Source organism: Francisella halioticida (genome assembly GCF_002211785.1).
GTDB classification, from domain to species: Bacteria; Pseudomonadota; Gammaproteobacteria; order Francisellales; family Francisellaceae; genus Francisella; species Francisella halioticida.
Map to the genome: position 1 here is coordinate 1,468,187 of NZ_CP022132.1, position 12,690 is coordinate 1,480,876.

Genomic DNA, 12,690 nt, shown 5'->3' on the forward strand with positions numbered 1-12,690 from the left:
AATATGAAAGTCAGAATATATAGTAGAAATGGCTGTCCTTTTTGTGTTTGGGCAAAACAATGGTTTAATGAAAATAATATAGCTTTTGATGAGATTGTTATGGATGATTATAGCCAACGCGCTAGATTCTATGATGAAATGAATCAAAGTGATAAAGTAATTAACCCTATCTCAACTATACCACAGATATTTATTGATGATGTACATATTGGTGGTTTTACAGAGTTAAAGTCTAATGCTGAAAAAATCTTAAGTAAAAAGTAGGTAAAATAGTGGAAGTAAAAATATATACAAAAACAAACTGCCCGTTTTGTGATCTTGCAAAAAGCTGGTTTGGCGCAAACGATATTCCTTTTACAAAAATTACTCTTGATGATGATGAAAAAAGAGCCAAATTCTATAATGAAGTAAATAAAAATATACTTCTTATTGAAGAACATGTTAGGACTGTGCCACAGATATTTGTTGATGATGTACATATTGGTGGTTATGATAACCTAATGGCTAGGGCTGGTGAAGTTGTAGCTAGAGTTAAAGGCTCTTCTTTAACAACATTCTCAAAAACATATAAACCATTTAGTTATCCATGGGCAGTTGATCTAACAGTCAAGCATGAAAAAGCGCACTGGATTGAGGATGAGATTGATCTTTCAGAAGACGTTACAGACTGGAAAAATGGTAAAATCACAAAAATAGAAAAAGAGTATATTACAAATATTCTAAGACTCTTTACACAATCTGACGTTGCAGTTGGTCAAAACTATTATGATCAATTTATCCCTGCTTTTAAGAATAATGAAGTACGTAATATGCTAGGATCATTTGCAGCTCGAGAAGGGATCCACCAAAGAGCTTATGCATTACTTAATGATACTTTAGGACTTCCTGATTCAGAATATCATGCTTTTCTAGAATACAAAGCTATGATCGATAAGATTGAATTTATGATGGATGCCGATCCTTCAACTCGTCGTGGTTTAGGATTATGTCTAGCTAAAACTGTATTTAATGAAGGTGTTGCATTATTTGCATCATTCGCAATGTTACTTAATTTTCAGCGTTTTGGTAAAATGAAGGGGATGGGTAAGGTAGTTGAGTGGTCAATTCGTGATGAATCAATGCATGTGGAAGGTAATGCTGCATTATTTAGAATATACTGCCAAGAAAACCCATATATAGTTGATAACGAGTTTAAAAAAGAAATTTATCTAATGGCTACTCAAGCTGTAGAACTTGAAGACAGATTTATTGATCTTGCATATGAAATAGGAACCATTGAAGGTTTAAATGCTGATGAAGTAAAAGAGTATATCCGACATATCACTGATAGACGTTTAAATCAGTTAGGATTAAATGAAATATACAATATTGATAAAAATCCTTTAGCTTGGTTAGAATGGATTTTAAATGGTGCTGATCACACAAATTTCTTTGAAAACCGTGTAACAGAATATGAAGTTGCTGGATTAACTGGTAATTGGGATAAAGCTTATCAGTAATCCCTAGTTTGGTGAGCCTTTCAAATATTATACTTTTTTACTATTAGAGCTAAAAAACAATACTATTCCCAGTAATATTATACAGGCTGCAATTATTTCTATATAGGTTAATTTTTCATCAAAAAACATATAGGAACAAAGCATACCAGATATAGGTACAATTAGAGAAAGTGGTGCTACAGTTATTGCAGAATATTTTTTCATAAGATTATTCCAAATTTTATAACCAAAAATTGTCGTAATATAAGCCTGAAATATTACTAAAAATATAGAGCTAATATTAATTTTTGTAAAGATTTGTAAGAAAGGAGCTGTTCCTTCAACATAAATAGTCATTATGGAAATAGTAGGAAAAGAAAAAAGACTGGACCATACTATAAATGCTATCATATTTTGAGGTTTTATTAATTTTATCATCAAATTACAAAAAGCCCATGACATAGCCGCAAAGAGTTGATCTATCCTACTAATTTGGGACAGTTGTTAACTTCATTCTTCATTATATATTCAAAGTGACTAGGAGTCATGTAATTTATAGTTGAATGCTTCCTTTTAGTATTATAATAAGCCTCAATATATTCAAAGATTGAAGATTTAGCCTCATCTCTAGTTTTATATTTTTCATCATGCACTAACTCTACCTTTAGAGTTCCAAAGAAGCTTTCACAAGCAGCATTATCATAACAGCATCCTTTAGAGCTCATACTAGATAATAACCAATTATCACTTATGAGATTTTGAAATTTCTATGAGCAATACTGTGTACCTCTATCAGAATGAATAATAACACCGGTAGGAAAATCTCTTCTAAATAAGGCCATATTTAAAGTATTACATACTATCTCTGCTTTCATTCTTTTATCCATTGACCAACCTATAACTACTCTTGAAAATAAATCTATAATTACACACAAATATAGCCATCCTTCTTGGGTAGGGATATAAGTAATATCAGTAACCCATTTCTGATTAATATCTTGAGCATCAAAATCCTGATCAAGTAAATTACCCGCTACTTTCTTGTCATGATCAGAATTTGTTGTAACTTTGTATTTCTTACTTGCTTTAGCCTGTAAACCTAATAATTTAATACGTTTTGATACCCTCGGTTGTATTACTTTCCAGCCTTTATCTTTTAAATTCCCTATAAATCCTAACAGAACCATATCTAGATTTGTGATCATTAAATATTTGCATAATAGCCAGATCCAAATCATAGTCATTTAGTTGCCTTTTACCTATAGGATTATCTATCCACCTATAGTAAGCAGAAGTGCTTACTCCCAAAGTCTTGCATAATGTTGTTATAGCCATAACATCTCTATGACTTTGTATAAAGGCATACCTTACGTATTTGGGTTTGCAAAGTATGCCGCTGCCTTTTTTAGAATCTCTCGCTCTGTTTCTGCTTTCTTAAGTTTCTTTTTTAGCTCTGCATTCTCTGATATTAGATTTTGATATTGAGTTTTATAATCAATCTTTTTATCTTGTGTGGTAGATTTTGACATGTAGCTGGTTATCCATGTACAGAGTGTTTTATAATTTATTCCTAGATTATCTGCTATTTCTTTACGATTTGCATCTTCCGCTAAGCATAACTGCACTGCTTGATCCATAAATTCTTCTGGGTATCTTTTGTAAGCCATGTCTCTCTCCTTTTCCTGACATCAAAAGTGTCCCAAATTGACGGGGGAGATCATAGGTTTTAAGGGTTAATAGCAAAAAAGTATAGGTAAAATATGCTTGTAACACATGTATAATAAGTGTTTAAAAAGAATTAAAGTTTTCTAATATGAAAAATAGGGTTAGAGTGCATAGAGGTTTATTAAAAGAAATGAAGAAAAAAGTTGTAGATTTATTATGCTATAAATAACGATAAAAAGTACTAAAAAACCCACACTTTTTTGCTATTAACCCTAAAATTTTATATAAATTTAGATTTTTCTTGGTATCTCACTAAAAACAAGATCAACTACGCTTAATACTCAAAACTCACCTCTTAACCACTAAGCAAAAGTTGGCTCTGCAACTCTAGTCCTATTAATTATAATTTTTATACTAAATTATCTTCATTAACAAAGTTGATAATCATACTTATAAAATCACTATTAATTGTTTCAGATATTTCTTTATTTCTTACGATTAGATAATGAAAGCTTAGACCAACAAGATGCACATCTAGCAAGCGTAATAGGCGTTGTTTTTTTTCCTTAGAAAGATTTAATTTGAAACGAGCAGGAAATCTATTTGTCCATTCATCAAAAGAATTTTTAATAATATTCTTAAATTTATTTCTGTATTTTTGATTATGTTGACAATGCCCAACAAAATAAAAAATCAGTGAAGCTTCTTCAGGAGATTGTCTCAACATAGTAAAAGAATATTCAACATAGTTATTAATAAACTCTTGAAAACTTTCAAATTTTTCGGGAGGTATTTTGCGACCTAATTTTTCTACAAAGGAATCTAATATATATAAATATAAATCCTCTACCTGATGAAAATGATGAAAAAATCTACCTTTACTAATCTTTGCTGTTTTTATAATATTAGTAGAAGAAATAGCATGAACACCCTCTTTCTTAACGATCTGATAAACTGATTTAAGTATTTTCTGCTTAGTTTTTTCTGTTTTAGCTTGCTGAATATTCATTTTAAATAAGTAGTATATAATCTTTATGTATTAATGATAATAATACAGACCTTTTTAGCTTATAAATAGATTTTTAATTATTATTTTCTAGTTCTTCTAAAGCTAAAAACCATTCTAACTCTACTTTTTCTATTTTTTCTTTTAATTGTGAATGTTCAACTAAAGTTTGTTGTAATTCTGATTTATCATCATGTAAGCTTTGATCTTGGATAGCCTCTTGTATTTGAGAATATTGTTGTTGCAATTTATTTATAGTTCTTTCAAGATTTTTGATTTTATCTTGCAATGGTTTTAGCTGTTTTCTTTTACCTGCTAATGATTTTTTAGCTTGTTTCTTTGAATCATTATTAGATTCTACTAATGAGCTTGATGTTTTATTGACTACTTTTTTGGCCTCTAGAATATATTTGTAATAATCTTTCATATCACCATCAAAAGCTCTAACTTGCCCCTCACCAACAAGCATATATTCATCAACTGTAGACTCTAATAAAAATCTATCATGTGAAACCAAAATAATAGCACCTTGGAAACTTTGTAATGCTACTGTCAAAGCTTCCCGCACACCGATGTCTAAATGGTTTGTTGGTTCATCTAGCAAAAGAAAGTTCGGCTCCTTATAAACTATCATAGCTAAAGCTAAGCGTGCTTTTTCACCACCAGAAAAAGTTCCTACTTTTGTTAAAGCTTTCTCACCAACAAAATTAAAACTACCTAAAAAAGTCCTAAGCTTTTCCTGTTTTGCTTGCGGATCTAAACGTTGCATATGCAACAATGGTGAAGCTTGAGAATCAAGCATATCTAATGAATGTTGTGAAAAGTATCCTACCCTAAGATTGGGATGCTTTTCAATTTTACCTAATAAGATATCAATCTCTCCAATCAAAGATTTAATTAAAGTTGATTTACCAGCACCATTTAAACCTAAAAGACCTATGCGCATTTCATTATAAATATTTAGCTTTACATTTTTCAAAATTATTTTGTCGCCATAACCAAGATCTGCATTCTGTAGATTAACTAAAGTTCCTCCTAAATGCTCTTTAACTTGTTTAAATTCAAAACTAAAATCTGATTCTGTCTTAATTGCTTCGACACGCTGAATTTTCTCAAGCATTTTAACACGACTTTGAGCTTGTTTTGCCTTAGTTGCCTTAGCTTTAAATCTATTTATAAAGCTCTCGAGGTGAGCAACATGCTTTTGCTGCTTTTCAAATTGTTTTTGCTGAAGAATTCTTTGCTCAAAAGCTTGCTTTTCATATGATGAGTAATTACCTGTATATATAGCTATATTTTTATTCTCAATATGAAATATTTGCTTAACAACATTATCTAGAAAAATCCTATCATGTGAAATAAGAAGTAAAGAACCTTTATACTCCTGTAAATATTCTTCTAACCATAAAACTGCATCTAAGTCTAAGTGGTTTGTAGGTTCATCAAGTAGTAAAATATCTGACTCCTGTAATAATGCCTGAGCTAGATTTAGACGAATTTGCCATCCCCCTGAAAGCTCTTTTACTTTTTGTTGAAGCTGACTAATACTAAAACCTAAACCAGATAATAGCTTACCAGCTTGAGATTCTATGGCATAACCTCCTAGAGATTCATATTCTTCATGATATTTTGAATACTCAACGAAATTTTCCTGCATTAAAGAATCTTGCATTTTTATTTTCAATAATTTTAATAATTCTATACCATTAACTACGTAATCAATCACCTTAGATTCATAGTCATCAACTTCTTGTTTAACTGTAACTATACGAGTGTTTTTAGCAATCTCAATATTACCTTTATCAGAAGTTAAACCACCTTGTATTAGATTAAAAAGTGTAGTTTTACCGGTACCGTTTTTACCAACTAAACCTATTTTTTGGTTAGGGAAAATTGAAAAATTAATATTATCAAAAAGTTCTTTTATCTCAACCTGATAAGATACATTTTTAAAAAAGAGCATTAGTTATTACATAAATATTTTAGTTATCTAAAATTATATACATTAAGTATTTATATAAAAGGAATTTAACAAAAAGTAGACTATCTATTTAGTTTATTTAAAAAAGATAAGTAAATAAAACAAATAATATAGGCAAAAGCCGTTCCCAAATTAATACCCATAATTGGGTAGAGCCAAAAAATCAATAAGTCATATATTACTAAGATAGAAGATCCATATGAAAAATGCTTAAAAACACCTGGGAAAAGTTGATCTTTATAAGTAAATATTAAAACTATGGATACTGACATTAACATAACTGGGAAAGAAGAAAATATACCTGCCCACTCATGTCCAACTGAACGAGAAATTCCGGTAATTAATAAAACTAATACAGATACAAGAGTAATTCTAAATAAAATAATTTTAATTTTATTAACTGGCTTTAATTTAACTTTCTCTTTAATGCTTTTATTGTCTATTACTCCCCTAAAGAAAAGAACACAAACTATCATTGATAATATAAATACAATAAAGCCTGATAATAAATTTAAATGTAATAAAGTGACACCATACCCACTAATTAAATAGATTATAAATCCAATAACTATCGCACTTACTGTATTTAAATAACGTTGATTAGTAAATAATTTACTTCCTAAATAAAACCCCATAGTAAATAGCAACGTATTAGCAAATCCAGCAATTGCATACGGCATAGAACTCATCAAAAATTGTAAGCCATTTTCTTTGGCATAAAAATAAGTAAAAATACCTACACTTAATGGTAATCCTGAACATAATCCTCCTAGCCTAGGACTTTTCTCAGAAATATATATAAGTCCCAAAACCATTAATACAGATAGTATTAACTTAATGATTATTAACATCATATAAAGATGCCTCCTGCTATTTACTCTAATATACTGAACATAAGTATATATTATAATACCCCATGAAATTTTAACAACAATTTTGAGAATTTAGTTCCTAAAGTAGCTAAACTATAAATGAGCAATTTAGGATAAATGTAAATGAGTAATAAGAGAAAAATATATACCGTTGAATTTAAGACTAAAGTTGTCTTGGAAGTATTGGGGAAAGATCAAACAATCACACAGTTATCAGTAAAATATAATATTACGCCCAAAAACATAAATAATTGAAAAACAGCCTTTTTAGAAAATGCTGAGTTGGTAATGGATCCATCCAAATCAGTATCACAATATAAAAAAGACAATGCAAAGCTTCAAACCAAGATAGATCAGTATTCTAAGAAGGTTGGACAACTAACAATTGAGAAGGAATTTCTTGAGGGAAAGCTCGTAAGCTTGGGATTATCTGATAGAAAAGCGATGATTGATCCTAAGCATAAATTATCTGTTGTAAAACAAAGTTTCTTATTAGAAGTTTCTAGAGCTGGTTTATATTACAAGCCTGTGGTTAACGAACATAAAGAAGAAGTAAAAGCAAAGCTTATACAGATACATGAGGAGATTCCCTGCTACGGCTATATAAAAGCTCATAAGCAATTAATAGAAGATGGGTTTAGCATCTGTGAGAACACAGTACAAAAGTATCGTAAAGAGTTAGGCATCAAAGCTATATTGGCGGTGAAAAAACCAAACTTAAACTTATCTGAACCTAACAAAGAGCATGCTATTTATAGTTACAAACTAAAAGGTTTAAGCATATTGAGACCTAATCAAGTTTGGTCTACAGATATTACATATATTAAGACTGATGCTGGCACAGTTTATATGGCAGCTATTATTGATTGGTACTCTAAGGCTGTACTAAGTTGGGAGATATCCAACACTATGGATAGTAGTTTAGTTATGAAAGTTTTAAATGAAGCTCTGTATAAATATGGAGTACCAGAAATATTTAACACTGATCAAGGTAGCCAGTACACATCTAACATTCATATCCAAACATTATTGGATAAAAAAATTACTATATCTATGGATGGTAAAGGTAGAGCAACTGATAACATTTGCATCGAAAGATTTTGGAGAAGTGCTAAATGTGAGAGATTTTATTTAAATCAATATCCTGTCATTGTTGAACTAAGAAACGATGTGGATGATTATATAGATTTTTATAATAATAGAAGATTTCATGAGTCTATCAATTATAAAAAACCTATGGAATTTTATTACGATAACTTATTGGAAAAACGGGCGGCTTAGATGGGAACTAAATAATTGAAAATATTGTTTAATTTATTGGGGTAGTATATATCAACCTATTACGAAATATTATAAAATACAGCTAATATGGCTCTCAACTAGAACCAATACTGCCATGAGATGCTTAAATAAATGCCAAAATAACTTAGTACGATATTTATAAAAATTCATTTAAGTTCTTATGAAAAAAACTTCTTACTAGTCATGCTATAATTATAGGATTGACATTTTAGTAAGCTAATAAATGATAGATATAATAGTTGTATATTTAATGACTTTGAAACTCAAGATGTATTAGGGCCTGTGGAAGTGTTGGGAAGTTTTAAAAAACATTTTAAAAAAAAATACTATTTTCTAGAGGGTGGGAACGTTATTAGTAGTCAAAATGTTTCGATAGCAACTAAAAAGCTTAGTCAAACAAACTTAAAAAATTATATTTTATTTATACCTGGTGGTATGGGTACTCGGCAACTGATTTATGATATAGATCTAATTGCTGAACTAGCTAGACTAGCAGCTAGTGCTAAATATATACTTACAGTTTGTACAGGATCTTCATTATTTTCTCGAACAAAACTACTAGATAATAAAAGAGCCACATCAAATAAAAAAGTTTTGAACTGGACAAAATCTATAGCTCCTGATGTCATATGGATAGATAAAGCCAGGTGGATAAAGGATGATAATATTTACTCAAGCTCAGGAGTCAGTGCTGGTATAGATATGAGCTTAGGTTTTATAGCAGATTTATTAGGTTATGAAATAGCTAAGCAAAAAAGTATTGAAATAGAATATTCTTGGCAAGAAGATGCAAATATAGATGAATTTGCAAATATTTACAAATAAAAATCTATGGGTAAAACAAGAAAAATTATACATATTGATATGGATTATTTTTTTGCTCAAGTAGAAGAAAAAGCAAATCCTAACTTAAAAGATAAACCTTTTGCAGTCGGAGGTACAAACCCTAAACGCGGTGTAATATCAACTTGTAATTATATTGCACGTGAGTATGGTTTACACTCTGCAATGCCAACATCTATAGCACTCCAAAAATGTCCTAACCTTACACTTCTAAATACTGATTTTGTAAAGTATAAAACTGCTTCTGCAGCTATTAGAAAAATATTTCATTCTTTTACAGATAAAGTTGAGCCTCTATCTCTTGATGAAGCATATATAGATGTTACGATGTACAAGAGTATAAAAATAGTGCAACTTTGATTGCTCAAGCTATCAAACAAGAAATATTTAACAAAACTGGACTAACAGGCTCAGCTGGAATAGCCCCTAATAAATTATTAGCTAAAATAGCTAGTGATATAAATAAGCCAAATGGCTTATATGTAATAACTCCTGAACAAGTTAATAAATTTGTAAAAGATCTACCAGTAAAAAAACTCTTTGGTGTTGGTAAAGTATCTCAAGAGAAATTAAAAAACATGGGAGTTGAAACTTGCTCACAGTTACAGCAAATCAGCCTAAATACTCTTATAGATAAATTTGGCAAATTTGGAGCTAGTTTATATAACTATGCCAGAGGGATTGATAATCGTGAAGTTAATCCCATTCGTATTCGTAAGTCAGTAAGTGTAGAAAATACATATTTAGATGATTTAAAGACTTTAGAAGCCTGCCTAGAAAAATTACCTAGCTTATATGAAAAACTAACCAACAGGATGTCAGATAAACACTATAAAAGTATAGTAGGTATTTTTGTCAAATTTACAGATACAAAATTTAATAAAACAAGTCTAACTAGAGTAGCTAAGACTCTAGATAAAGAATCTCTTAAAAATCTAATAATAGAACTTCATAAAAAACAAAACTACCCAACCCGTCTAATAGGTATTGGTATACGGCTTGGAGAAGTTGATGATAAACAGATGGAATTGTTCTAATTTTTTTTTGTTAAATAATATTTAGAAACTGCCTTTGGATTTACATTTCATATTTTATTATAAATATTAGTTATAAAGCATGATTTTATGATCTTATCATTTTTTATAATAAGAGATTTTTCATTTGGCTTTTCATGCCATTTATTATAAGGATAATAAAACAAATTATTATTAACTTAGCTTTTTTTCTACTCCAAATTAAATATATACTACAAACACCACTTAGGTATAAAAAATATCCTTTCTAATAAATCCCATTATAATTTGTATACTGAAATTATATTTCCTTTTAAAAGTGGATTCTCAAAACAAAAAAATAGTTCAAAATAAATACTTAGTCTACTATCCAATGATATTAATGAGTTGTTATTGGGTAATTACAAAAGCAGGATTACCTTTCGTAAATGATATGAGTCTTTTCTTTAAAGTATCTCATCAAAATATTCAGCAAATACTATCTCTATCACTTATAATTTCATCACTGTCACCTATTCTATGGGGGCCTCTAATTGACCAAATAGGTTTAAAACGTTGCTATATCTGCTAGTATATTAAGTTTCGTAATAACAATTATAATGCTTTTAACAACAAATATTATAATATTTACATTTACTTATATTATTACGACAAGTATCATCTTCTCTCTTTCTGTATGTTCAAGAAGTTTTCCTTTTATTTATTTTGATAATATTCAACAAAAACAAAGAGCTATAGCTATCACTTTTATGGGAGTCTATTTTTGTTCTTTTATAATTCCATTTTTTTCAGGCTGGATTGGGTTTTATTTAGGCTGGCAATTTGGTTATGCACTTGTATTAATTTGGCTTATAATCGTAATTAGCGCAGTATATAAATTAAATAATTCAAAAGAAAAAAATAAACCCATAAAACAGTCTGGTTTTATAAAAAATACTTTAACAATTTTCTTACATATAAAAACGAAGCATTTTATCCGTTATGCTCTATTTGTTGCGATTTTAAATGGTGTCGCCTGGACTTACATTATTGCTTTACCATTTTGGTTAACTGATACATTTAATATTAATTCAAAATATATTGCTTTATATCTATTCCCATTAGCCCTTCCTGGACTATTATGTCCTATTATTGTTAGTACTTTAGAGCGATTTATGCATAAAGATACAATAATTAAACTAGGTGTTATAATTTTCTTACTAGGTGGTATTTTAGCTATTATAATTAGTTTAAAAACCTGGAATCATGCCTACATATATGTCATCCCAGGAATATTACTAAACTTAGCATCTACAGTAACATTTGCTATTGCTAGTACTAAAGTTTTTACAAATGTTAAAACTCTATTTAATGCTGCTTCTGGATTATTTTCACTTATACAATATTTTGCTTTTGGTGTAATTGTATTTATCGAATCATATATAGTAATTAGTCAGTTTTATTTAGAAGGTATTTTTATTTGTATCTGCAGTGTTTTACTAATTTATCTGCAAAAATATAAGAAGGAATAAAATACAATAATCTAATATATTATTTTTATTTTATTTAAGACTTTCTAAGTAAACTTTATATTCTTCTAAAATATTAAAAATTTCTATTTCATTATCTAGCTGATTTAACTTCTGGCGAAATTCCTTTGAATTGGACAAATCTTGAAGATAAAAACTCGCATGAGTACGAATCTCTTTAACTGCTACCTTTGCAGTTTTTAGCTTTATAAGACGTCTTAAGTGTTCGCCTAACACATCAACTCTCTCTATATTTGTCGGTGGTGAAACTATTTCACCTGTTTTTAGATATTCTGCAATTTGCCTAAATATCCATGGATTACCTCTTGAAGCACGTCCAACCATCACAGCATCAATACCAGTGTGATCAATCATTGCTTTTGCACTGTGTGGGCAATATACATCGCCATTACCAATCACTACAGTATCTACTGCTTTTTTCACATCTCGGATAATATCCCAATTTGCTTTACCAGTATACATCTGCTCACGAGTACGCCCATGTAAAGCTATTGCACTAACTCCAGCATCTTCACAGGCTTTTGCTACTTCAACAGCATTAATATTTTTATCATCCCAACCTATACGCATCTTTACCGTAACTGGCTTATGTACAGCTTTTACTACAGCAGTTAGTATCTCATGGATTCTATTTACATCTTTAAGGAGTGCGGCACCTGCTTGAAGTTTTTTCGCAATCTTAGGCATTGGACAGCCCATATTTATATCTAAAAAATCACATTCTGTATTCTCAGCAATATATTTAGTTGCCCCTACAAAACTCTCTAGATCTGTACCAAATATTTGTATTCCAAGTGGTTTTTCACTATTCTCCATATAGAGCATTTCCATAGTTTCCCAATTACGTTCTACTACAGCTTTGTTGCTTACCATCTCAGTATATATGAGCCCTGCTCCGTGCTCTTTGCATATAGTACGAAAAGCACTATCACAAAAACCTGCCATTGGTGCAAGTACGACGTTATTTTCTATTTCAATATCAGCTATTTTAAAAGACATAT

General features: G+C 29.8%; 14 protein-coding genes and 1 pseudogene. 7 read left to right on the top strand and 8 right to left on the bottom strand.

Annotation, left to right across the window (positions count from 1 at the left end):
- Positions 1 to 3 precede the first annotated feature (3 nt).
- Both CDV26_RS07875 and CDV26_RS07880 read left to right on the top strand, forming a co-directional pair.
- Positions 4 to 264: a glutaredoxin domain-containing protein gene (locus CDV26_RS07875; RefSeq protein WP_088772807.1), complete on the top strand. Its 261-nt coding sequence runs from the start codon at positions 4 to 6 to the stop codon at positions 262 to 264.
- A 5-nt stretch (positions 265 to 269) separates the two neighbouring features.
- Entirely contained in the window at positions 270 to 1,499 is a 1,230-nt protein-coding gene (locus CDV26_RS07880) for a ribonucleotide-diphosphate reductase subunit beta (RefSeq protein ID WP_088772808.1), read from the top strand.
- A 27-nt stretch (positions 1,500 to 1,526) separates the two neighbouring features.
- On the opposite strand, the gene CDV26_RS07885 is transcribed toward CDV26_RS07880, so the two are convergent.
- The 7 genes from CDV26_RS07885 to CDV26_RS07915 all read right to left on the bottom strand — a co-directional run bounded on the left by CDV26_RS07885 (position 1,527) and on the right by CDV26_RS07915 (position 6,981).
- The gene (locus tag CDV26_RS07885) at positions 1,527 to 1,916 is read right to left on the bottom strand and encodes an EamA family transporter (RefSeq protein WP_157671543.1); all 390 of its coding nucleotides are present in this window, start codon (positions 1,914 to 1,916) and stop codon (positions 1,527 to 1,529) included.
- A 41-nt stretch (positions 1,917 to 1,957) separates the two neighbouring features.
- On the bottom strand, positions 1,958 to 2,203 hold the full coding sequence (locus CDV26_RS07890; RefSeq protein ID WP_088772810.1) for an IS3 family transposase: 246 nt from the start codon (positions 2,201 to 2,203) through the stop codon (positions 1,958 to 1,960).
- Positions 2,204 to 2,245: 42 nt separating this feature from the next.
- Positions 2,246 to 2,683: a DDE-type integrase/transposase/recombinase gene (locus CDV26_RS07895; RefSeq protein ID WP_157671328.1), complete on the bottom strand. Its 438-nt coding sequence runs from the start codon at positions 2,681 to 2,683 to the stop codon at positions 2,246 to 2,248.
- A 162-nt stretch (positions 2,684 to 2,845) separates the two neighbouring features.
- Positions 2,846 to 3,145, bottom strand: coding sequence for a transposase (locus CDV26_RS07900; protein ID WP_088772156.1), 300 nt, complete (start codon positions 3,143 to 3,145; stop codon positions 2,846 to 2,848).
- Positions 3,146 to 3,552: 407 nt separating this feature from the next.
- Positions 3,553 to 4,152: a TetR/AcrR family transcriptional regulator gene (locus CDV26_RS07905; protein ID WP_088772811.1), complete on the bottom strand. Its 600-nt coding sequence runs from the start codon at positions 4,150 to 4,152 to the stop codon at positions 3,553 to 3,555.
- A 73-nt stretch (positions 4,153 to 4,225) separates the two neighbouring features.
- Complete coding sequence (locus CDV26_RS07910; protein ID WP_088772812.1) at positions 4,226 to 6,112, bottom strand: ABC-F family ATP-binding cassette domain-containing protein; 1,887 nt, start codon at positions 6,110 to 6,112, stop codon at positions 4,226 to 4,228.
- A gap of 80 nt (positions 6,113 to 6,192) precedes the next feature.
- Positions 6,193 to 6,981, bottom strand: a complete 789-nt coding sequence (locus CDV26_RS07915) for an MFS transporter (RefSeq protein ID WP_245806418.1) — start codon at positions 6,979 to 6,981, stop codon at positions 6,193 to 6,195.
- A gap of 144 nt (positions 6,982 to 7,125) precedes the next feature.
- On the opposite strand from CDV26_RS07915, the gene CDV26_RS13620 reads away from it, so the two are divergent.
- From CDV26_RS13620 to CDV26_RS12200, 5 genes and pseudogenes are all read left to right on the top strand, one after another.
- Positions 7,126 to 7,257 carry a transposase gene (locus CDV26_RS13620; RefSeq protein WP_169709695.1) on the top strand — a complete coding sequence of 44 codons (132 nt, stop codon included), beginning with the start codon at positions 7,126 to 7,128 and terminating at the stop codon, positions 7,255 to 7,257.
- 33 nt (positions 7,258 to 7,290) lie between these two features.
- The gene (locus CDV26_RS07920) at positions 7,291 to 8,283 is read left to right on the top strand and encodes an IS3 family transposase (RefSeq protein ID WP_088772814.1); all 993 of its coding nucleotides are present in this window, start codon (positions 7,291 to 7,293) and stop codon (positions 8,281 to 8,283) included.
- Between the two features lie 264 nt (positions 8,284 to 8,547).
- On the top strand, positions 8,548 to 9,129 hold the full coding sequence (locus tag CDV26_RS07925) for a DJ-1/PfpI family protein (RefSeq protein WP_420809902.1): 582 nt from the start codon (positions 8,548 to 8,550) through the stop codon (positions 9,127 to 9,129).
- Between the two features lie 6 nt (positions 9,130 to 9,135).
- Positions 9,136 to 10,184: pseudogene (gene dinB, locus CDV26_RS07930) on the top strand (DNA polymerase IV).
- Between the two features lie 575 nt (positions 10,185 to 10,759).
- Positions 10,760 to 11,671: an MFS transporter gene (locus CDV26_RS12200; RefSeq protein ID WP_157671545.1), complete on the top strand. Its 912-nt coding sequence runs from the start codon at positions 10,760 to 10,762 to the stop codon at positions 11,669 to 11,671.
- 30 nt (positions 11,672 to 11,701) lie between these two features.
- Here the strand turns inward: CDV26_RS12200 and dusB are convergent, their stop codons facing one another.
- Positions 11,702 to 12,688, bottom strand: a complete 987-nt coding sequence (gene dusB, locus CDV26_RS07940; protein ID WP_088772816.1) for a tRNA dihydrouridine synthase DusB — start codon at positions 12,686 to 12,688, stop codon at positions 11,702 to 11,704.
- Between the last annotated feature and the right edge of the window lie 2 nt (positions 12,689 to 12,690).